General features: G+C 40.7%; 23 protein-coding genes and 1 pseudogene. 7 read left to right on the top strand and 17 right to left on the bottom strand.

Features of this window, described 5'->3' with window-relative positions:
* Nucleotides 1-492: pseudogene (locus FTU70_RS06560) on the bottom strand (RNA-guided endonuclease TnpB family protein); the annotation flags it as partial.
* 131 nt (nucleotides 493-623) lie between these two features.
* Between FTU70_RS06560 and FTU70_RS06555 the strand changes: the two are divergent.
* Complete coding sequence (locus tag FTU70_RS06555) at nucleotides 624-857, top strand: hypothetical protein (RefSeq protein ID WP_257222544.1); 234 nt, start codon at nucleotides 624-626, stop codon at nucleotides 855-857.
* 145 nt (nucleotides 858-1,002) lie between these two features.
* On the opposite strand, the gene FTU70_RS06550 is transcribed toward FTU70_RS06555, so the two are convergent.
* The gene (locus FTU70_RS06550) at nucleotides 1,003-1,911 is read right to left on the bottom strand and encodes a DMT family transporter (protein ID WP_136144380.1); all 909 of its coding nucleotides are present in this window, start codon (nucleotides 1,909-1,911) and stop codon (nucleotides 1,003-1,005) included.
* A 285-nt stretch (nucleotides 1,912-2,196) separates the two neighbouring features.
* On the opposite strand from FTU70_RS06550, the gene FTU70_RS06545 reads away from it, so the two are divergent.
* Together FTU70_RS06545 and FTU70_RS06540 are read left to right on the top strand one after the other, a co-directional pair.
* Nucleotides 2,197-2,742: a glutathione peroxidase gene (locus FTU70_RS06545; RefSeq protein ID WP_004970127.1), complete on the top strand. Its 546-nt coding sequence runs from the start codon at nucleotides 2,197-2,199 to the stop codon at nucleotides 2,740-2,742.
* Nucleotides 2,743-3,066: 324 nt separating this feature from the next.
* On the top strand, nucleotides 3,067-3,657 hold the full coding sequence (locus FTU70_RS06540) for a hypothetical protein (RefSeq protein ID WP_136144381.1): 591 nt from the start codon (nucleotides 3,067-3,069) through the stop codon (nucleotides 3,655-3,657).
* 79 nt (nucleotides 3,658-3,736) lie between these two features.
* Here the strand turns inward: FTU70_RS06540 and FTU70_RS06535 are convergent, their stop codons facing one another.
* The 10 genes from FTU70_RS06535 to FTU70_RS06490 all read right to left on the bottom strand — a co-directional run bounded on the left by FTU70_RS06535 (nucleotide 3,737) and on the right by FTU70_RS06490 (nucleotide 11,927).
* Nucleotides 3,737-4,156: a F0F1 ATP synthase subunit epsilon gene (locus FTU70_RS06535; RefSeq protein WP_004970132.1), complete on the bottom strand. Its 420-nt coding sequence runs from the start codon at nucleotides 4,154-4,156 to the stop codon at nucleotides 3,737-3,739.
* Nucleotides 4,157-4,183: 27 nt separating this feature from the next.
* Nucleotides 4,184-5,578 (bottom strand): F0F1 ATP synthase subunit beta, encoded by a 1,395-nt coding sequence (gene atpD / locus FTU70_RS06530; protein ID WP_004970134.1) that lies wholly within the window; start codon nucleotides 5,576-5,578, stop codon nucleotides 4,184-4,186.
* A gap of 29 nt (nucleotides 5,579-5,607) precedes the next feature.
* Nucleotides 5,608-6,477 (bottom strand): F0F1 ATP synthase subunit gamma, encoded by an 870-nt coding sequence (gene atpG / locus FTU70_RS06525; protein WP_004970136.1) that lies wholly within the window; start codon nucleotides 6,475-6,477, stop codon nucleotides 5,608-5,610.
* 83 nt (nucleotides 6,478-6,560) lie between these two features.
* On the bottom strand, nucleotides 6,561-8,105 hold the full coding sequence (atpA, locus tag FTU70_RS06520; RefSeq protein WP_019837172.1) for a F0F1 ATP synthase subunit alpha: 1,545 nt from the start codon (nucleotides 8,103-8,105) through the stop codon (nucleotides 6,561-6,563).
* Nucleotides 8,106-8,145: 40 nt separating this feature from the next.
* Nucleotides 8,146-8,682 (bottom strand): F0F1 ATP synthase subunit delta, encoded by a 537-nt coding sequence (locus tag FTU70_RS06515; RefSeq protein WP_004970141.1) that lies wholly within the window; start codon nucleotides 8,680-8,682, stop codon nucleotides 8,146-8,148.
* Between the two features lie 14 nt (nucleotides 8,683-8,696).
* The gene (locus tag FTU70_RS06510; RefSeq protein ID WP_004970142.1) at nucleotides 8,697-9,167 is read right to left on the bottom strand and encodes a F0F1 ATP synthase subunit B; all 471 of its coding nucleotides are present in this window, start codon (nucleotides 9,165-9,167) and stop codon (nucleotides 8,697-8,699) included.
* Between the two features lie 39 nt (nucleotides 9,168-9,206).
* The gene (gene atpE, locus FTU70_RS06505) at nucleotides 9,207-9,452 is read right to left on the bottom strand and encodes a F0F1 ATP synthase subunit C (protein WP_000424060.1); all 246 of its coding nucleotides are present in this window, start codon (nucleotides 9,450-9,452) and stop codon (nucleotides 9,207-9,209) included.
* Nucleotides 9,453-9,537: 85 nt separating this feature from the next.
* Nucleotides 9,538-10,413, bottom strand: a complete 876-nt coding sequence (gene atpB / locus FTU70_RS06500) for a F0F1 ATP synthase subunit A (RefSeq protein ID WP_004970145.1) — start codon at nucleotides 10,411-10,413, stop codon at nucleotides 9,538-9,540.
* A 103-nt stretch (nucleotides 10,414-10,516) separates the two neighbouring features.
* Nucleotides 10,517-10,915 carry an ATP synthase subunit I gene (locus FTU70_RS06495; RefSeq protein WP_004970147.1) on the bottom strand — a complete coding sequence of 133 codons (399 nt, stop codon included), beginning with the start codon at nucleotides 10,913-10,915 and terminating at the stop codon, nucleotides 10,517-10,519.
* Nucleotides 10,916-11,087: 172 nt separating this feature from the next.
* Nucleotides 11,088-11,927 (bottom strand): metal ABC transporter solute-binding protein, Zn/Mn family, encoded by an 840-nt coding sequence (locus FTU70_RS06490; RefSeq protein WP_180060361.1) that lies wholly within the window; start codon nucleotides 11,925-11,927, stop codon nucleotides 11,088-11,090.
* Between the two features lie 135 nt (nucleotides 11,928-12,062).
* Between FTU70_RS06490 and FTU70_RS06485 the strand changes: the two genes are divergently transcribed.
* From FTU70_RS06485 to znuB, 3 genes are read left to right on the top strand one after another with little or no spacing between them, the layout of a single operon-like run.
* Entirely contained in the window at nucleotides 12,063-12,557 is a 495-nt protein-coding gene (locus FTU70_RS06485; protein WP_004970151.1) for a transcriptional repressor, read from the top strand.
* Nucleotides 12,533-13,321, top strand: coding sequence for a zinc ABC transporter ATP-binding protein ZnuC (gene znuC, locus FTU70_RS06480; RefSeq protein WP_131261255.1), 789 nt, complete (start codon nucleotides 12,533-12,535; stop codon nucleotides 13,319-13,321). Before FTU70_RS06485 ends, znuC begins: the two co-directional genes overlap by 25 nt.
* A gap of 3 nt (nucleotides 13,322-13,324) precedes the next feature.
* Nucleotides 13,325-14,125: a zinc ABC transporter permease subunit ZnuB gene (gene znuB, locus FTU70_RS06475; protein WP_180060360.1), complete on the top strand. Its 801-nt coding sequence runs from the start codon at nucleotides 13,325-13,327 to the stop codon at nucleotides 14,123-14,125.
* Here znuB and FTU70_RS06470 read toward each other — a convergent pair.
* Both FTU70_RS06470 and FTU70_RS06465 read right to left on the bottom strand, forming a co-directional pair.
* Nucleotides 14,122-14,574: a hypothetical protein gene (locus tag FTU70_RS06470; protein WP_180060359.1), complete on the bottom strand. Its 453-nt coding sequence runs from the start codon at nucleotides 14,572-14,574 to the stop codon at nucleotides 14,122-14,124. The two genes, znuB and FTU70_RS06470, sit on opposite strands and share 4 nt — an antisense overlap.
* A gap of 59 nt (nucleotides 14,575-14,633) precedes the next feature.
* Entirely contained in the window at nucleotides 14,634-15,254 is a 621-nt protein-coding gene (locus tag FTU70_RS06465; RefSeq protein WP_180060358.1) for a LysE family transporter, read from the bottom strand.
* 160 nt (nucleotides 15,255-15,414) lie between these two features.
* Between FTU70_RS06465 and FTU70_RS06460 the strand changes: the two genes are divergently transcribed.
* Nucleotides 15,415-16,335: a Dyp-type peroxidase gene (locus tag FTU70_RS06460; protein WP_180060357.1), complete on the top strand. Its 921-nt coding sequence runs from the start codon at nucleotides 15,415-15,417 to the stop codon at nucleotides 16,333-16,335.
* Between the two features lie 54 nt (nucleotides 16,336-16,389).
* Here the strand turns inward: FTU70_RS06460 and FTU70_RS06455 are convergent, their stop codons facing one another.
* From FTU70_RS06455 to FTU70_RS06445, 3 genes are read right to left on the bottom strand one after another with little or no spacing between them, the layout of a single operon-like run.
* Complete coding sequence (locus FTU70_RS06455) at nucleotides 16,390-17,094, bottom strand: hypothetical protein (RefSeq protein WP_004970164.1); 705 nt, start codon at nucleotides 17,092-17,094, stop codon at nucleotides 16,390-16,392.
* Entirely contained in the window at nucleotides 17,081-18,694 is a 1,614-nt protein-coding gene (locus FTU70_RS06450) for a glycoside hydrolase family 19 protein (protein ID WP_180060356.1), read from the bottom strand. The genes FTU70_RS06455 and FTU70_RS06450 overlap by 14 nt, the downstream gene beginning before the upstream one ends.
* The gene (locus tag FTU70_RS06445; RefSeq protein ID WP_180060355.1) at nucleotides 18,694-21,576 is read right to left on the bottom strand and encodes a type VI secretion system Vgr family protein; all 2,883 of its coding nucleotides are present in this window, start codon (nucleotides 21,574-21,576) and stop codon (nucleotides 18,694-18,696) included. The genes FTU70_RS06450 and FTU70_RS06445 overlap by 1 nt, the downstream gene beginning before the upstream one ends.
* Between the last annotated feature and the right edge of the window lie 87 nt (nucleotides 21,577-21,663).

Genomic DNA, 21,663 nt, shown 5'->3' with positions numbered 1-21,663 from the left:
TTTTTCTATTTTGACTGCATCAACTACAAGACAAACATACCAACGTCCACGACTATCTTCTACGAATGTGCCTGTTTTGATATTGTATTGACTTAATCCGTAACTATCCCATAGTTTAAATTGATGCTTGCCATATTCAACATAGCCATCAGCATATTTGATTGCAACCTTTTTAAACGGTATCCAACCCAGTGAACGTCTAGCTGATTGTTTATTACTGACACGCCATTTTAGTTTTGCTTTTTTGAACTGCTTGCGTCTTGTGACCAATTCTTCTGTCACTGCCTGAATAGTTTGACTGTGCAAGTTGCATTCTTTCGATGTGCCTTTCGTGTATTTTGCAAGGTCGTATGCTGAAAAGAATTGTTGTTTACGTTGTAGATGCTTAAAACACAAATCATTGACATAATTCCAGACAAAATTTACTTCGGATGCTAACTGATTTAGCACCTTGCAATGTTTGTCTTTTATGCGTAATTTGAGTGTCTTCATCCAATTATTTTAACAGTATTTTTCTTAATAGTGACTATAGTACAAGTATTTAAAACGACATTTCGTGTCGTTCATATGGTTTACTCCAGTCGCTTATATCCTCGTGCTGAACCACGAGGTTTTACGCTCCAGTGGATAAAAAAAAGCTCAACCATATAGGGATGGTTGAGCATAAAAAGGATGTGTATAAAAGCACATCCAGAGGGTTTGAAAATCTTGCTGCAAATGCTATTTCACTGATTATTGAATACAGTGGATCATTTTCAGTACGTGAATTATGGAGTAATTTAGTCGACTATACAAATAGATTTTTCCTATTAATCCAAGACAAATATTCAATGAAAGATTCATCTTTTTTTTCTTAACAATTTAAATTATCTTACTATTTTTACAATTATTTTAGAAAAATTAAAAAAACTGTCATAATTCATAACACTCAATACTGTATAAATTTTGAATAAAAGGCATTTTAAATACACCTTTATGTGATAAAAAAAACACCAATTAAACTCAACTTTTTGCTTGAATGTGTACGCGTGCTTTCATTTGTGCCAACACAATACCCGTTAAAATAATCAATCCACCGATACTGTGATAACTCCCCCACACTTCTGCCAACCAAAAATATGCAATGATAGCCGTGAAAACAGGCATCAAATTCATAAAAATACTGGTGCGATTTGGCCCTAAATATTGAACGGCCAACATCCATACCAAAGGTGCAATAATTGAAGGAAATATACCTGCATACAGCACACTTAAACCATTTTGGCTATTTAAATGATCCAAGCCGAACCACAAAATAAATGGCAGATGGTAAAGTAAGGCGAATATAATTTGCACATAAAGACTCAGCATGAGCGGCAATTTTAAATTCCATTTCTTTAAAAACACCCCATAAAAGGCGTAAAAAAATACCGCCAAAACCATGAGCATATCGCCCGCATGTCCTGTCAGCTGACTGAGTTGACGCAAATCTCCTTGTGCAATCACATACAACAAACCCGAAAATGAAATAATGCAGCCAAAAACCGCAAATCGTGTCGGAATGTCTTTTAAGATCAGCAATGAAACCAAAACCGTAAACATGGGAATAAACGCATTAATAATGCCCATATTGGTTGCAGTGGTGTAATTGGCTGCGGTATAGCTTAGACCTTGATACAGCACCAAACCAAAAGCACTAAGCACTGCCAACTGTTTCAAATGTGGACGAATCAACTCACGCTGCTGCCAAACTTTGGGCAATATCCACGGGGTTAAAATCAGAAAAGCAATCAACCAGCGATAAAAACTGATACTGACGGGTGAAATATACTCCGCCACATACCTCGTTACTGCAATATTTAAAGACCAAATCAATACCGCAATCAATGGCAATAAAATTGCCCAAAATACGCCTTTATCTGACCGTATCATGTATTCATCATCCTTGTTGTACCAAACAGCATACCTGCTGTGAAACCCTTTTCTATAACTGACTTGTGATGCAAAGTGCTAAAAACCCAGTGTCTATTTATGGCACTTTTCGCTCGATTTATCCATCAATAAAATAAAATGCAGATACGAATTACATTTTTCTGCGCAATATCACGGCTATGCGGGATTCCATCAGTGTCGTAAATTTCTTTGCTATAAAACTTGCTGTACCCAAAAATTACAGTTACAACAGTAGCGGTAAAATACAGATTCTAGGAAGCAACTATGCGCACTTCAGTTTATGACATTGCAGTAAAAACCAATCAGGGTACGGAAACCACATTAAATCAATATGCAGGAAAAGTGTTGTTGATCGTGAACGTGGCATCAAAATGTGGCTTAACCCCGCAATACGAAGGCTTACAGCAACTCTACGCAGCAAAACAGGCACAAGGCTTAGAAATTTTAGCCTTTCCATCGAATGATTTCTTGGCACAAGAACCGGGCAGCGATACAGAAATTCAGGAATTTTGCTCACTGAATTATCAGGTGAGTTTTCCATTGTTTGCTAAAATTCCAGTCGTGGGTGCAGAAAAACATCCTCTCTACACGGCTTTAACGCAAGCAATTCCTGAACGTATTGGTGAAGGCCCATGGTGGAAAGATTTGGTTGATTACGGCTTAACCCCAAATGAACCACCTGAAGTATTGTGGAACTTTGAAAAGTTTTTGGTGAATAAACAAGGTGAAGTGGTGGCGCGTTTTGCCCCAGATTTAACCGCAGATGACCCGCGCATTGTAGAAGCGATTGAGGCTGAATTGGCTAAATAATTTTTTATTCAGCAAGTTAAAGAGTTCTTTCATAAATTCTCTTTAAATCAATAATTCAGCTCCCTCATCCTCTTGCGGAATATATTCCTCATCCTGAGCCATATATGGCGCAAGAGAAGGGACTATCAATATCAATTCGACGCATTACTTATGATCATTTTTCTTTTATGAAAGAAGTGTAATTCATAGGAGTTTCTTTAAAACTCCTATTTTTTTTGATTTAGACAAAAAAATTAAGATTTGTTATTGCTTTGCAACAATCTGTTTTTTATTCATATTTTCGTTTTATATTCATTCTCAATGAGTACCAAAAATCACATGAATATGAAAAATGTATCTTCGAAGACACTACTTCCGTTTGCACTATTGAGTTCTGCCTTGCTACTCAGCGCCTGTGATCAAATGAACACGCCGCAAACGCAAACAACTAATCAAGATGATTCCAGCGCATCATCCAACAGCAATACAAACCCAACCAACGCTCCATTAAGCAGTGGCAATATGTTCTATATTGTGCGCGATGTGGCTGATCTACAGCTCAAAGCAGGTCAATATGTCGAACAACTGAATCAAACCAAGTCTGAATTGCAAACCGCTGTAGATGCGCAAGATCCACAACAATTACAAATTGCAGCGACTCAATTACAACAGCAGTTACAAGGCTTCAATCAAACACTAAGCAGCCTAGACTTAAAAACACAGGAAATTGATACCATCCGTCAAAACTTATTGGCTGCCAATCAGCAAGTTTTGGCTTCACCATTTTTAAATGGACAAGTCGATTTAAGCAAAGTGGACTTTAAGAAACTGGAACAGCAAATGGGGAGTATTCAAGCTGAAATGCTAAAACTGGCGGGGATGATTTTACAAGGTGAGTCAAATCAGCCTACTGAAACTACCAATACAGCATCTTAAGCAAAGATAAGGCTTCAATTCCAAACAGCATAAAAAAAGCCACTCTTTCGAGTGGCTTTTTTCAATCTTAAACCGACAATTAAAGTGCGCGGTTTTTGATTTTGCGGATGGTTTCCAACTGTGCAGCAGTTTCTGCCAAAGCAGCCAAAGCAGCAGCAGAGTCCAAATCGCTCTTTTGATTTGCCAACAATTGTTCAGCGTGTTTACGCGCTTCAATAATTGCCGCTTCATCTAAGTTTTCTGCACGAACTGCAGTATCTGCAAGAATCGTAACAACATGCGGTTGAACTTCTAGAACGCCACCAGATACATAGATTAATTCTTCTGTACCATTTTCCAGCAGAACGCGGATTGCACCCGGCTGAAGCAAAGTTACCAGTGGTGCGTGACCCGGCATAATACCGAGTTCACCGCCAGCACCTTTTGCAATTAGCATAGTCACAGTGCCCGAGTACAAAGACTCTTTTACACTTACAACATCACATTGCATAGTCGCCATGAGAATCTCCTAAATTAGAGCTGCTAATTAAAGTTTCTCGGCTTTAGCAATCACTTCGTCAATACCACCAACCATATAGAACGCTTGTTCTGGGATATGATCGTATTCACCAGCTAGAAGACCTTTAAAGCCACGAATTGTATCTTTAAGCGGTACAAGTTTACCAGGCGCGCCAGTAAATACTTCAGCTACGTGGAACGGTTGAGAGAAGAAACGTTGGATCTTACGTGCACGGTATACAGTAAGTTTGTCTTCTTCTGACAATTCGTCCATACCAAGAATTGCGATAATGTCTTTCAATTCTTTATAACGTTGAAGAACGTTTTGAACTGAACGAGCAATTTCGTAATGCTCAGTACCAACAACTAATGGATCTAACTGACGTGAAGTTGAGTCTAGTGGATCGATCGCAGGGTAAATACCTTGAGATGCAATATCACGGCTCAATACTACAGTTGCGTCTAAGTGCGCGAACGTTGTAGCAGGTGATGGGTCAGTCAAGTCATCGGCAGGTACGTATACAGCTTGAATAGATGTAATCGAACCAGACTTAGTTGAAGTAATACGTTCTTGAAGAACACCCATCTCTTCTGCAAGTGTAGGCTGATAACCTACTGCAGATGGCATACGACCTAGAAGTGCTGATACTTCAGTACCTGCTAGTGTATAACGGTAGATGTTGTCTACGAACAATAATACGTCACGACCTTTACCGTTCTCATCTTTTTGATCACGGAAGTACTCAGCCATAGTCAAACCAGTTAACGCTACGCGTAAACGGTTACCAGGCGGCTCGTTCATCTGACCGTAGACCATTGCTACTTTGTCAAGAACGTTAGAGTCTTTCATTTCGTGATAGAAGTCGTTACCTTCACGAGTACGCTCACCAACACCAGCGAATACAGATAAACCTGAGTGCGCTTTAGCGATGTTGTTGATCAACTCCATCATATTTACGGTTTTACCAACACCCGCACCACCGAACAGACCAACTTTACCACCTTTCGCGAACGGGCAAAGTAAGTCAATGACTTTAATACCAGTTTCTAAAAGGTCAGTAGAAGCCGCTTGTTCTGCATAAGAAGGCGCTTGACGGTGAATTGGTAAACGCTCTTCAGTTGCAACTGGACCAGCTTCGTCGATAGGGCGACCAAGAACGTCCATGATACGACCAAGTGTCGCTGTACCTACTGGTACAGAGATTGGCGCGTTAGTGTTAGTTACGTTCAAACCACGCTTAAGGCCTTCAGTAGAACCCATTGCAATAGTACGAACTACGCCATCACCAAGTTGTTGCTGAACTTCTAATGTAGTTTCAGTACCGTCAACTTGGAGAGCGTCATAGATCTTAGGAACGCTGTTGCGTTCAAACTCGACGTCGATAACCGCGCCGATGATCTGAATGATACGACCGCCACTCATTGCTGTCTCCTCAATTCAAACTAATAATGTTAAACGGCAGCGGCACCACCAACGATTTCAGAAATTTCCTGAGTAATCGCGGCTTGACGCAGCTTGTTATAAATAAGTTGTAGGCTCTTGATCAGTTCACCTGCGTTATCTGTTGCAGCTTTCATTGCAACCATACGCGCAGACTGTTCACATGCGATGTTTTCAATCACACCTTGATAAACCATAGACTCGATGTAACGAACCAATAAACCATTTAACAGCTCTTCAGCTTCTGGTTCATAGATATAATCCCAACCGTATTGACGGTTAAGAGTCTTGTTTTCTTCAGCAGATGCTAAAGGAACAAGTTGTTCGATTTTCTGATCTTGAGTCATGGCATTGACAAAGCCGTTTGACACGAGGTAAATGCGATCTAACTCGCCTTTATCGTACGCATCTAACATCACTTGCACAGAGCCAGATAACTGTTCAAGACTTGGCGCGTCACCTACGTTTGTAGTTGCACCAAGCACTTTACCGCCGTAGTTTTTAAAAAACGAAACCGCTTTTTGACCAATTAAAGCAAACTGAACTTCAATTGACTGCTCTTGTTGTTGCTGTACATGCTTTACAACTTTCTTGAACAAGTTAATGTTCAAGCCACCTGCCAAACCACGATCTGAAGACACGATGATATAACCAACGCGTTTTACAGGGCGTTCAATCATATAACGGTGTTTGTATTCAGGGTTCGCCTGTACCAAATGAGCAATTACACGGTGCATATTTTCGGCATACGGACGGCCTTGAGCCATGCGCTCTTGCGCACGACGCATCTTAGAAGCAGCAACCATTTGCATCGCGCGAGTAATCTTTTGCGTGCTCTTGATACTAGCTACTTTGGCGCGAATTTCTTTTAAATTTGCCATACGCTTAACCTAGTATTCGAAAGCCCTTTCAGGCTTCCGAAGGTTGATTCCGTGAACCAAACCCCTAACTAGCCAATGCTAAATTAGTAAGTTTGAGTCGCTTTAAAGCTTTCAATACCTGCTTTGATTGCAGCTTCGATGTCTTTGTTGAAATCACCAGTTTCATCGATTTGTTGCATTAACGCAGCATGTTCTGAACGGAAGTAAGAGATTAACGCAGCATCAAAGTCTACGATTTTCTTCACTTCTACGTCAGCCATATAGCCTTCGTTAGATGCATAAACTGAAACAGCTTGGTCAGCAATTGAGTATGGCGCATATTGTTTCTGCTTCATTAACTCAGTTACACGTTGACCATGTTCAAGTTGCTTACGAGTTGCTTCGTCAAGGTCAGAAGCGAACTGAGCAAACGCTGCCAATTCACGGTATTGCGCCAAAGCGGTACGGATACCACCAGACAATTTTTTGATGATCTTAGTTTGAGCAGAACCACCAACACGCGATACAGAAATACCCGCGTTCACAGCAGGACGAATACCCGCGTTGAATAATGATGTTTCTAAGAAGATCTGACCATCTGTAATCGAAATTACGTTGGTTGGTACGAATGCAGAAACGTCACCTGCTTGAGTTTCAATAATCGGCAATGCAGTTAAAGAACCAGTTTGACCTTTAACTTCACCGTTAGTGAATTTCTCAACATAGTCAGCAGATACACGAGAAGCACGCTCAAGTAGACGCGAGTGTAGATAGAACACGTCACCTGGATACGCTTCACGACCTGGTGGACGACGTAAAAGCAATGAAATTTGACGATACGCAACAGCTTGCTTAGACAAGTCATCATAAATGATAAGCGCGTCTTCACCACGGTCACGGAAGTATTCACCCATTGTACAGCCAGAGTACGGAGCAAGATACAACATTGCTGCTGGATCTGCCGCTGCTGCTGCAACAACAGTTGTATACGCCATAGCGCCAGTTTCTTCTAGCTTGCGTACTACGTTTGCGATAGTCGATTGTTTTTGACCAATTGCTACGTATACACACTTAATGCCAGAGTTTTTCTGAGCGATGATCGCATCGATCGCCATTGCTGTTTTACCAGTTTGACGGTCACCAATGATCAACTCACGTTGACCACGGCCTACAGGGATCATGGTATCAACTGATTTATAACCAGTTTGAACAGGTTGATCCACTGATTGACGCCAAATTACGCCTGGTGCTACTTTTTCTACAGCATCAGTTAATTTTGCATCAATAGGGCCTTTACCATCAATTGGGTTACCCAAAGCATCTACTACACGGCCTAAAAGTTCTGGACCAACCGGAACTTCTAATACACGACCTGTGCAACGTGCTTTTTGACCTTCTTGAAGGCTTAAGTAGTTACCTAAAACAACGACGCCCACTGAATCCTGTTCTAGGTTCAGTGCCATACCAAATAAGCCGCCGTCGAATTCGATCATTTCACCGTACATTGCATCAGCAAGGCCGTGAATGCGCACAATACCGTCGGATACCATAACAATGGTACCTTCGTTTTTAGCGGTCGCGCTGGTGTCCAGATCGCCGATACGCTGTTTAATGAGCGCACTGATCTCGGATGGATTCAGTTGTTGCATTGCGCTATACCTCAATCTTTTATTAGTTCAGTCTTCGCAATTAAGCTAAAAGACGTGTCCGCATTTTTTCAAGCTTGTTAAGCGCAGAATCATCTATCACTTGGTCGCCTGCACGAATAACCACACCCGCAATTAACGCTGGGTTCACTTCTACAGAAACATTTACTGCCGCAGCGAAACGTTTTTCTAACGCTTGAGCAAGAATTTGTTCTTGTACAGAAGTCAATGGGAATGCTGATTCAATCACAACATCCACAGTATTGTTATTCTGTGATTTGAGCTGTTCGTATTCTGCTTGAATTTCAGGAAGCAAAGCCAAACGGTTGTTTTCAGCAAGCAATGTCAAAAAGTTTGACACTGCTGCAGTTTGGTCTTCACCTAAAACTTTGGCAAAAATACTCACCTGCTCAGCAGGCGTAAGCTCAGGGCGATTTAAGTAAGCTGAAAATGCTTCGTCTTGCACCGCAGCACTGAGCAAGTTAAGTGCTGTTGACCAATTGTCAGTTGCACCTTGCTCAGAAGCGTAAGCAAATGCTGCTTTAGCGTATGGGCGTGCCAACGTCAAGAGTTCAGCCATAATCTGCCTCTCTCTTAAAGTTTAGCAGCCAGCTGAGTCAGCATGGCATTGTGAGCTTCTGCGTCAACTTGCTGGCTAAGAATTTTCTCTGCACCAGTTACTGCAAGCGCAGCTACTTGTTGACGTAATTCTTCGCGAGCAGAATTGATTTCTGTATCAACAGCTTCTTTCGCTTGTTGACGAATACGCTCACCTTCAGCAGATGCTTGGGTACGCGCTTCTTCTACCAATTGTGCTGCACGACGATTCGCTTGTTCGATCAATTGAGCCGCTTGTGCTTTAGCTGCATCTAATTCAGCTTTCACTTGAGCTTGCGCATCGGCAAGATCAGCTTTGGCTTTCTCAGCTGCATTTAAGCCGTCAGCAATACGACGCTGACGCTCACTAATCGCATTGATTAGTGGTGGCCATACAAACTTCATGCAGAATGCGACGAAAATCGCAAATGCAATCGCTTGGCCAAACAATGTGAGGTTGATATTCATTGCAAATTCCTCAAATAGTGAATTTCGGAATTAAGCTGATTAACCTACAAATGGATTAGCGAAGATGAAGAACAAGCCAATACCAACACCGATCATAGGCACAGCATCAAGAAGACCTGCGATTAAGAACATACGAGTTTGAAGTTGTGGAGCCAATTCTGGTTGACGAGCAACAGCTTCAAGGAAGCGACCGCCTAAAAGACCAAAACCAATCGCAGTACCTAAAGCACCGAAAGCGATCAAGATAGCAGATGCAATTGCAACTAGACCTAAAGTGAGTTCCATGATAATTCCTCAGAGGTTAGGTTTTATACCAAATTAAGTTAAAAAATTGTGTGCCCAACCGCCCGATGACAGTTAGGCCATACCATTAATGCTTTTCGCTTGCCATGCTCATGTACACGATAGTCAACATCATGAAAATGAATGCTTGTAGCGTAATAATCAAAATGTGGAAAATCGCCCAAGGCACAGACAATGCCCACTGGATCCAGAACGGTAATAACGCGATAAGAATGAAGATTAACTCACCCGCATACATGTTACCGAACAGTCGTAGAGCCAATGAAACTGGTCGCGCCAAGAAAGTAGTCAATTCCAACAATAAGTTGAATGGAATTAAAAGCACTTTAGCAACTGGATTACTTGGGTTGAATGGGTTAAGTGCCAACTCACCAACGAAGCCGCCAACACCTTTCTCACGAATACTATAGAAAATAATTAAGAAGAATACAGAAATAGACATACCTAAGGTAATGTTTGGATCTGTAGTCGGAACAATTTTAAAGTAAACCTGATGAGGGTCCACACCCAGCATAGATGCAATCGCCTGTTGAGCTACATAAGGAATAAAGTCAACAGGGATCAAATCCATCAAGTTCATGAGGAAAATCCACACGAAAATGGTTAATGCTAAGGGTGCAATTAATCGAGACTTCCCATGGAAGGTATCACGTACACTTGAATCCACAAACTCGATAATCACTTCAATTACTGACTGGAATTTACCAGGCACGCCTGAATTTGCAGCTTTCGCAACAATCCAGAACAATAAACAGAAGATCAGACCAAGTCCGATAGACCAACCCATTGAATCCAAGTGAATAGCAGTGAACCCCATCTGTTGAGCTTCTTCAGCAGACTCAGCCAACTTCCATGAACCGTCTGGCATTTTGCCATAGGTCATATTGGTCAAGTGATGCTTGATATACTCGGTCGAAGTAAGGGCATGTTCTTCAGCAGCCATAAATCACACCTGGTCAATGTAAAAAAACTAATAGAACAAACGAACATCGCGTGCTGCTTGATATCTCGCCTATTCCTGAAAAACTTTTCAATTTTTGCTGCGTTTAGACTCGTTTTTGTAATCGTGACACCCAAAATGGCGCAACCCACGACATGCTTTGAACGAGCATAAAACCACAAAACAATGCCACCGGGGATAACGGCTGTACATTGCTTAAAATTAAAATGAATCCTACGATCACGATTGCAAACTTACCGAGCATTCCTCTATACATGTTCGAAAGAACCTGTCTGGACGCTCGTGCACCTGCTGCTCGAAACGACTGCCATGAAAAATAACAACTTGCCAACCAACAAACACTAGCACCAAGTGCAGCGCTTAAGGCAGCCGTTGAGTCTTTCAAGACCCACGCTATCAGGGCTGAAACTGGAATCATGAATGCTTGTAAGAAGACCAAAGCTTTAGCTAATCGTCGGTCAATCAAGCGACTAGTTCGGCTCATTTTTTTATCCACTCACAGCATTAATGCTTGACAAGTTCAACTGATGATCGTTTTTTATCGCAGGCATTATAGAGTTAGCCCCCTGAACATGCAATCGTTTCCCGACCTTAGTCGTGTTTTTTTGCATGTTTGTCTCGGAATTGTCATATTTCAAATTTGCTTAAAAAACGCATCATTTTCGTGCATTTAATACACAAGCCTTGGTTTGCTTGGCTAATTGCTGCCACGCTTGCACAAAATCATCTGCGCCGCGCATGCTTTCATCGACCTTTTGAAACACAATTGGATTCAATTTCATATACTGTTTTTTACTGGCATGTCCTTCTGCAAGCAGGCACATTTTTGGATTTGGTCGGTGATCGTTCAAATATTTAATTTGTGCGACTGTTGGCGCAATATGCGGATCATTGGTCATCGACCCAGAAAATTCTAAATTTAAGGCACGTTCTAAATATTGATAGGCATCGTGATAAGCCCAATATGGCTGTACTGCAGTTTGAGTCTGAAACTGACTTGCACTTTTGAATAAACTCTGTGCGAAGGCACGTGCGTTGTTCCAGTAAGCATCGCGATGTTCAGGCATTTGCTGAGAACGTAGCGCGGCAATAAAGAAGCCGATACGCACCGCATTGTTTGGGTCTAGCCAGACATGGCTGTCCACCGTATTTTTTAATGCCGCACCACGCTCTGAACGCTGCGGCAAAGTTTTCATAATGCCCGTATCTAATAAAGCAATCGCTTTAGAATTTTGATGTAATACACGTTCTAGCGGTGCTTCATGCGCTTTACCCAACCAAATAATTAAACCCGCATCTTGGATGATTTTTCGATGTGCAGGCGTGAGCGATACATCATGCCCTGTTTGATCTGCCAGTAATAACGTGGGTGTTTCGATATTTTGCGTGACTTTTTGGGCAATCAAATAGATAGGATGGGTAGACACCACCAAAGCCTGCGCCATGCTGACAGTACTGCATAACGCTAAAAGACAGAAACTAAATAAACGAAACATTGCGGCATATCACGAAAAATCGACAAATGTTATAATATAACAAATTTATAAAAATACCTACGTATAATCGAAACTAATAACGCTTCATGCTAAGATTTACTGTCGTTTTTCTTTTAAAGTTCAACTGGGGTGGCTATGAGCTTATGTTCGCACGAGCATCACAATGCATTACATGGCGTTCACGACCATCACAATGTCGATCAACGTCTTGCCGAAGCTGAAAGTTTATGTGCGGCAACAGGTGCTCGTTTAACACCGCTACGTAAAGAAGTGTTGGAACTCATTCTCAAGGCATCTGCACCAATGGGTGCTTATGATTTATTGGCGAAAATTAAAAGTGAGTCTGATCGTCCTGCAGCACCGCCAACGGTGTACCGTACTTTGGATTTTTTACTGGAAAAAGGACTAATTCACCGTTTGACTTCAATCAATGCCTATATTCCTTGCTGTCATCCACGTGAAGGACACCAAGCGGCATTTTTGATCTGTACTGAATGTAAAGTCGTTAAAGAAGCTTCAGCGCAAGGTTTATTAGAGCAATTAGATCAGTTGGCAGCCTCTGACCGCTTTAGCCCGCATCACAGCATTATTGAGATTTCTGGAAAATGTCAGCAGTGCAACAGCAAATAACCACTGCACCGCTCATCGCCTTGCACAATATTCAGGTGCGAATAGATGAGCGCGATATTTTAAAAAATGTCGATTTTGAATTACATGCACGTGAAATTGTCACACTCATTGGCCCCAATGGCGCAGGAAAATCGACTCTAATTAAAGTCTTGCTTGGCATTGTCAAACCAAATGCAGGCAAGCTCGTAAATGCTCGCAAATTGACCTTTTCTTATGTGCCGCAAAAGTTTAATCCTTCACACAGCTTGCCTTTAAGAGTGAAAGATTTACTGGCTTTAGAAAAATGCCCAGACGCAATTAAAGCAGAAATTATCCGCGATACTGGCATTGCCAAACTGCAAGATTCAAAAGTACAACAACTGTCTGGTGGTGAGCGGCAACGGGTGCTATTGGCACGCGCCTTATTACGTCAACCTGATGTTTTGGTACTGGATGAGCCGATGCAAGGACTAGATATTCAGTCCGAAGCTGAACTGTATGACTATGTGCGCAACTTACCGAGCAAATATGGCTGTGCGGTGTTGATGGTGTCGCATGATTTACAATGGGTCATGCAAGGTACGCATCGTGTGGTATGTTTAAATAAACACATTTGCTGTAGCGGTTTGCCCGAAAATGTACAGCAACATCCTGAATACCAAGCTATTTTTGGAACCAATCGAGTGTTTTATCAACATCACCATGAACACTGCGCCCATGGCGATCATGCCGAGCCTTGTCAGCATGATTCACGTCCTCATATTCACCCTGAACCGGAAGCTTAACCCATGATGGATTGGCTACAATTGCTGTTACCTGCATGGATCATGGGCAGTTTATTGGTATTTTTGACCGCCCCACTTGGCTGTTTAATGCTGTGGCGACGCATGTCCTTTTTTGCCGATACGATGGCGCATGGCACTTTATTGGGTGTGGCAATTGCAGGCGCGTTAAGTTTACCTCTGTGGATGGGCGTGACATTCTTGGCATTATTATTGGTGGGTGTTTTGTGGATTTTACATGATCCACGGTTGCCAAATGATGCATTATTGGCGCTCTGCTCTGCAACATTGCTCTGTTCAGGTTTGCTTTTTATTCAGCATATTCCAAGTTTGCGTCCTGAATTGCTGAGCTATTTATTTGGCGATTTACTCACCATTTCATGGGCAGATTTACCCGTATTTGCTTTGGTCATTATTGCAGCCTTAGCGGTACTCTATAAGTTTTGGCAGGCACAAATTCAAATTGCAATTGACCCTGATATTGCGGTCAGTGAAGGCGTGAATGCCCAATGGCAACGCCTGATTTTTATGTTGTTGTTGGCATTATTTACAGTATTGGCTTTACGTGCAGTCGGCTCTTTATTGATGGGTGCATTGTTGGTGATTCCTGCCTTAACCGCACGTTTATTGGCTCACTCGCCTAAACAAATGGTGATTTGGGCGTTTATTGTGGCGCAAATTGCAGTCAGCGTAGGTTTATGGTCAAGTGCAGGCTTAAATATTTCGACAGGTTTAAGCATTGTGATGACTATGGCGATCATTTTTGCAGTAATTTTTAGCGTGCAAAAAGTCAGAAAGATAGCTTAGTTTTTCGTTAATGAATATCTATATTTTTGTATTGCAGCAATGAGCATTACGACCAAAAATGGCAGTATATACGCTATCCACAGTGCTATATCACTATGAATCACTTGCTGTAAAAGACTCAATTGCTGCTGACTTTCTGAAACAGCATTCCAATCTATTGTTTGTAGATAAAACATTGCATGAATGGCAATCAACAACACAGCCGTAATATTAATCAACACCACACTTTGCCACACCGTATGTTTAAAATAAGTTTGCAAGGCGGCAAATACAAAAGAAAAAATCAAATTGATACTCAAATGTGCCATCAAAGCAATTGGCCAAAACACGCGATCTACTGAAAAGTGAATCGCTAATCCAATTGCAATTAAAGTTGAAAAACTCAAAAGCAACATGCTAATCCACCAATGTTGCCAATAACGTGCTCGCGGAATACCTTTTATTTTCAACGTATATCTCAATCTATTTTTTTATAATTACAACATACACTTTTGTTTAATTGAAGGCATTACTGATGCACCAAACTCAACAAAAAAGCAGCGCCTGCAAACAATGCAGCAAAAGTACGATTCATGACTTTTTGCTGCTTCGGTGATCTTAACAAACGTAAAACTTTAGCAGCCAAGCCCGTATAGCCCGCCATAACAATCAAATCAATACTAATCATGGTCAACGCCATAATTGCATATTGCACCCATTGCGGTTTAGATAAATCTAAAAATTGCGGTAAAACTGCCAATAAAAACACAATTGCTTTGGGATTGCTCATATTGACCAGAAAGCCGTACATCACCAATTTTCCAGCAGATTTTCGCGTCAGCTCATGCTGAATTTCAATCGACTGTGCAGGCGCTGCCCATTGCAAATACGCCAGATATAACAAATATGCCACACCAAACCATTTCACAATTAGAAATGCCCAAGGTGTTGTCGCAAATAATACCCCTGCCCCTGCGGCTACAATCGCGATTTGCAATAATAAAGCGAGTTGTAGACCAATCGCATTCCAATACCCATGTCGAAAACCATAATTCAAACCACTCGACATAGATGCTATTGCACCCGCGCCAGGTGAAACACTAATCACCCAACAGGCCAACATAAACGCAATCCAAACTTGATAAGACATATATCGCCGCTTTTCACAAGACAGTGCATTATATGATATTTCACTTAATCTCATGACTAAAAACGTGGAATAAAAATCGGGTTGAGGCTATTAAGCCTACATACAATCAGGCACAATAAAGTCAACTTTATAGAAAACAACAAATTTTCAGGAGCTATACATGACTGCCCAATCTGTAATTTTGCCACTACCTTCAGATCATGCTCGCTTTCTTGTACTTCGTTTAAAAGACTTAAGCATTACTGAGTTAAAAGAAAAATTGGCTGACTTGTTTAGCACACGGGATCGTTTGATTACCCAACATCCACATGCCCAAATTAAAACTGGGGTGGCCTTTGGCCCTGAACTTTGGGCACAACTCTATAGCCAATCTCCTGAAGGTTTTAAACAATTACAGCCGATTCATGGCTCCTTTAATATGCCTGTAGTGCCTGCCGATGTGATTATTCACCTAGCCAGTGCCCGTGCAGATATTTGTTTCGCACTTAGTCAGGCCTTTTTTGATGGTATTCAAGATAAAGTTGAAGTTTTAGATGAACGTGTTTGCTTCCGTTATTTTGATGGACGTGACATGACAGGCTTTATTGATGGTACTGAAAACCCGCAATTCCCTGATGATCGTGCTGAAGTGGCGCTTTTAGGTGAAGATGCAGGTGTGTTTGCCGATGGTGCATTTATTTTTGCGCAGCGTTATTGCCATGATTTAGAAAAATGGAAAAAGCTAAAAGTCGATGCTCAGGAACATGTGATTGGTCGCACCAAACTTGAATCTATTGAATTAGATGATGAGGTTCAACCTGAGAACTCGCACGTGTCGCGTACTGTGGTTGAAGATGATGCAGGTGATGAGATGGAAATTTTGCGTCACTCGCTGCCTTATGGTGATGGTCAGGGCGATCAGGGCTTATTCTTTATTGCCTACACCAAAGATTTGAGCATTATTGATGCCATGTTAGAGCGTATGTTTGGCACGTCTGGCGATGGCATCCATGACCGTTTACTGCACTTTGTGACTGCTCTAGACGGTGCATATTACTTTGCCCCAAGTGAAGAGTTATTAGAAGAAGTGATGGAAGGTTGATCAAAGCTATCATGAAGTTGCTACAAAGCGACTTCATGAGGATTATCCTATACATCAAATAACATCGGACAGCATAATATATGCCTTTACCACTCCATTCTTTTTACTAATATAATCAATACTTAGGAAAAAATTATCTTTGTTTTTTGCAATATGGTTTATTTTGACTCGATCCCCTTGGATGAGATAAGACTTTTTCCGAATAAAATAACGATCAAACAAGAATGCTTTAGGAGAAGTTATCATCAGATTTTGAATCTCTCTTCCTAAGTCATCTTTAAGCACATAAACTTTATAACCATTTAAAAAATAAGTACTTATATTTATGTTTGGAGCCAAAGATTTCCATTCCTCTTGTCTTGAATAGCTTCCAGACTTTAATGTATAGATTCTTTTGTAGCTGATTGCTCCATCTTTGAACCTTTCAATAATCTGATTATTTATAAATTCAGGATCATACAAAGGACTTAAATAAAATTCTTTTGCCTTCAGGGAAGAAATTTCAAATATTCGATACTGCCCACTTGGATTACAGTCTTCAGTATAATTGACCACTACATATTTTTTTAAAGGAATACCAAAATACTCTACTGAAAAAGCATCTTTATCAAAACAATAGTCTTTTTTATTAAATAATAAGAAATTTTCTCCGTTTTCATTATAATAAATACTATTTTTTTCTTTAATCAATATTTCTTCTGCCGATACATAACAAGTAAAAAGCAATAAAAAAAATAGATAAAATTTATTTAAACCCATCTCTTTTCTCAACCTCTTTTAATATTTTTATAAATAATTTTTTTCTTTCAGCCATACCATTATTTCCACCGTTTATTCTCCTACTAACAGATTCAACAACTTTTAAATGATAGTTATCACTATAAGTGCCATTTAAATCTTTATATCCTTTGTGAATTAAACTATCAGCATTTTTAAATACATTAAAAGCCCAGACTGAGCTATCTACAGCATGAAATAAATCATCACAGAGTAATTCCGGATTATTAACCACGTCAATTCCAGAATAGCTTTTATATTTTTTATACGCACTTTTCCAAGTTAGCTGAATTAAGCCTCGCCCTTTGTATTTAGGGCCATCTCCTAAAGATGTGTTTCCTTCAGCCAAAATTTGTTTTCTTCTTCTACATGCTCGGCTTTTTTTTATATCACAAACAGATGGTGGAAAATTTGAAATATCATAATCCTTACCGCTCGCATACTCAATCAATGTATTAAAATGATCACACTCATGATAAATTTGTGCTAAAAAATGACATAACATTAATTTGTCTTTAAGATTATGCTTAATTAGGCTTTTGTTTAACTCTATAACAAATTTTTCAGGTGGAGTATTATGTGTCGATCGCCCTTTCATTACACGATGAGAAAATAGTTTATTAGAGCCATAAACAGCTTTAAAAAAACTTAATGAAACTATCTCCTCAAAATTATACTTGATACTTTTCTCAATACTCGGCCTACCCTCTGCCGTGATACCTTTAACAACCTCCACATCCAAACGCAATTCAACCGCATCTGCACGCATTCTTTTTGCACTATAAGTCACAGGGCTTAAAGCATCCCCATTCGGCTTTAATACTCTAAATTGCAAACGCTGCCCCACCATACTGAACAATGGAGTACTGCCATTTAAAATGGTAATTATCTGTTTTTTACCCGTATCCAACATCAACATTTCAATATCAGTTGGAGTTTCAATTAACTGCTCACCTGTTCTATCTTTTAGTTTTAATTCAGATCGGCTTTTGAAATTACTATATGGTTCATCGAGTTGTATTAAAATCGGCTGCTGTGAGCCATTTTTAGAATTTACCTCACATTTCACGACAAATTGATCATTTGAAGTTAACACCAAAATTTCAATATCACGCTGTGGTGATGACAATACCTCCACGATCCCATTTTCATTGGTATATCGTTCATAAGCATTTTTCCGCCCTCTAGGTCTTGATTGAATAGGAAAATTTGAAACCACTTTCCCAGCACAATCTACCACTTTAAAAGTAGTTGTAACAATTCTAGCTTTGGTTTCACCTAATTCGCTTTGTTTATATTCTTCAATTGTTTTAGGTAACTGAATTTTTATTGGATCTTGTGACGATGAACCTATAGATGAATGAATGACCTTAAAAACAGTAAAATCTTTTTGATTGGGTGGTTTTGCCAGTATTTCTACTGTTCTTTGTGGAGATGCCTGAAATACAAACTGCCCATGAAGATCAGTTTTCTGAAGATTTTCACGTTTTGAACCTTGGTATCTAGACATAACATTTAAGTTGATCACCCGACGCCCTGAACGATCATAAAATTTTGATGTAATTGTGACTAAATTACTCATTAGCCTAAATCCTCTTCTGCATAAACTTCATCTTCTTCTAATTCTGTTTCTTCTTCTATTTCAGCCCATAATTCATCAATATTATTATCTTGTACAGCCGACTGAGTTAAATAGACATAGGATGAATTAAACCCTAACGCAACGAATTCAGTTTTTTCTGATGTATAAAATCTTAATGAACTGACACTCTGATTTGCATCTTGTATATTTTTATTCGTGTTAATGAGCCTTCCATCTTGCTTTCCGACAACAAAAATCTCTTTCTCATCTTCAGTTGCAACATCCCACTGATAATCAATTTGATGACTATATTCAGTCTCAGCTTGAGGCAAACTGTGTTGGACGCTTGCCACCCGTTCCCCACCCTCAAAACAATGCTGCCCCGCCTTACATTCAAATTTCCCACCTGTTGTATTCAACACACCTTTTGAATTAATTTTAATTTGTGAACCGCCTGCTGTTAGCACAATTTCTTTCGGACTGCTGATTTCAATACGCCCCTCAGTTGAAATAATTTGAATCCCTTCCCTAGCAAAAAAATCTACACCATCATCTTGTGCCTGAATTTCGACTTTCCCCTTGGCAGCAAAAGCACGTATACCTTGCTCCGCTGCAAATAAACTGATTTTATCGCGTGCATGTGTAATCACAGATTTTTGGGTAGAAACATTAATACTGCCTGCGGCACTTTGATGAATATGTTGATCTGCAGAAAGGTGTAAATCTTGCTGAGTTGAAACTGCAATTGAGTTGGGCGCACAAAGAATCATAACCGCCTGCTTAAAACTTGCCGCTTTAGTTTGATCTTCTAGTTCAATTTGATTTAAAAATTCTTTGAGATGCTCCAGTGTTTCCAAAGGATCTGTTTGCTGATTTTGTGCCAACTCACTTAAGCCTTTGCTTGCCGCTAAACTGGACTCCAATTGCCTTTTGGCAGGACTCGCATCTAAATGATACGCTTGTGCCTGTGCTTGTGGATGAGTTGAAAGCAGTAAGCCTGCACCTGCACGCACAGCTCCCCACCGATCAGTTCTTAATTCAAAGCCTTCGCCGCGCCCAATTGAATCCTCCTGCCGCATTGGATGGCTCAAATATCCTAAATTCAACTGACTCGCAGCATGACTACTCTGCAATTGCGCACTGAATTGTTTGGTGGTGTCATTGAAGCGAAGTTGGTTAAACCCTGCACCACGTATTTCTTGTGAACGAATCCCGCTCAAGTATTTGGTATCGGGTAGAGTTCCAACTGTATCGAATTGTGTCTGTTGTCGTTCTGCCTCATGTAAACGTCCAACCACAAAAGGACGATCAATATTGCCATCAAAGAAATCCACCACCACAATTTCACCAATACGTGGGTGAAATCTTGCACCATAACCCTCACCTGCCCACGGTGTGAGTACATCCACCCACGCCGAATCGCTCTCATTGTCGTTGGCACCCGCACCACCATCATGCAAGTGGTCATCACTTCGGGTAAATAAAAACCGAACTTTAATACGCCCCCACGCATCTACATGCACGGTTTCATCCTCAGGTCCAACCACTTTAGCGCGCTGTGGATAAGCCACGGGACGATGCAGTAATGGATTAAACTCTGGAACGAGCGCAATATGTCGTCGAATCAAATTCAATTGACAAAATTGTTGAGGATCACCCTCCAACGGTAACTGAAATGTCCACTGACTTTGTTGCAGCAGACTCAAAAAATGCTGTTGTAATTCAGGTGCTAAATTGTTTTGGTTATAAAACTGTTTGGACAGTATTAAAAACTCTCGTTCAGTTTGGGGATGTTGATCAATTTCAGCATGCCCGTGTAATTCAAACCAATACCCCACTTGCGCATCACGTAAATTACTTTGCGCGGAAAAATATTTTGCCTGCAAATCATAATACTGAGCCAATTGTTGTCCCAATTGTTCTAATTGTTCGGTACTTGCAGCTGTCACCTGATCTTGCCCAGTTAAGTCTTGCATCCACGCAGGACTCACGCACCACGCCTGTTCTAAACTTAAAGCTTCACTATTTTGTGTGCTACTTTGTAAGGGCGATGTGAACTGTACTGAATTTTGGTCCTGTGCCAAAAGATCGGGTTGCCAGCGTTGTAACTGTACTTCAGTGGGTTGCAGGTTACGCTGTGCCATCCAAGTGTAAATGCTATCCCGCTGCTCGACTGCACTTGTACGCTGAAATGCCACTCGTCTACGTTTTAAGGGCTGATAATGACTATTCTGCTCAATCAGTCTTAATTTTTGTGTATCCATAGGCGTTAAAAAATGCTCAACCCAAGGTTGTTTTTCATCCACCAACCAATTGATGCCTTCGCTACGCCACAAACGGGTTAAAAACTCATAATCGCTTTCGTTGGATTGTATGATGAGAGGTCGAACTGCATAACGCTGACTGAGACCACTTAAATCTAAACTTAAACTTGCAGCAAATAATGCACTGCGGTCTTGCCATTCTTTAAACAGAATTTCACTCACCTCCACCACAGTTTTATTCATAAATACCCGACTGTTGCGGCGTTTATGCCACAAAGCCGTTGCATCCTGAATCTGCAATTTATAGAGACTGAGCGCGCCATCACTTTGCCCTTGCGCTGCTGCAGTAATAATGCCGCTATGTCGAAATAATTCGCCTTGATCGGTGAGTTGATCTACAGCCACCCGACTGCCAATAAATTGTTTCAACGGCAAATTTGCATGCGGTGAGAGGCATAAGACATCCATCTGCAAACCTTGGTTGATGGCATGCTGACCATAAACGCACTGCAAAAAAACCTGATGATTTAAGGCTGAATTAGAAAACTGGATATGAATTGTGCGGTGTTGAGGGCTTAAGCCAAATTTTTCTAATACAGCAAAGAGTGAACTTTGCATTGTTATTATCGTTGCTATTTTTATAGTGGCGCTATTCTAATCAGCAACTTGGCAATTATCTAGAGCGTAAAATGGATAAAGCGATAA

The organism is Acinetobacter sp. YH12135 (assembly GCF_013418565.1).
GTDB lineage: Bacteria > Pseudomonadota > Gammaproteobacteria > Pseudomonadales > Moraxellaceae > Acinetobacter > Acinetobacter towneri.
The sequence above is the reverse complement of the archived record's forward strand: the minus strand, read 5'-3'. Positions and strand labels throughout refer to the sequence as shown.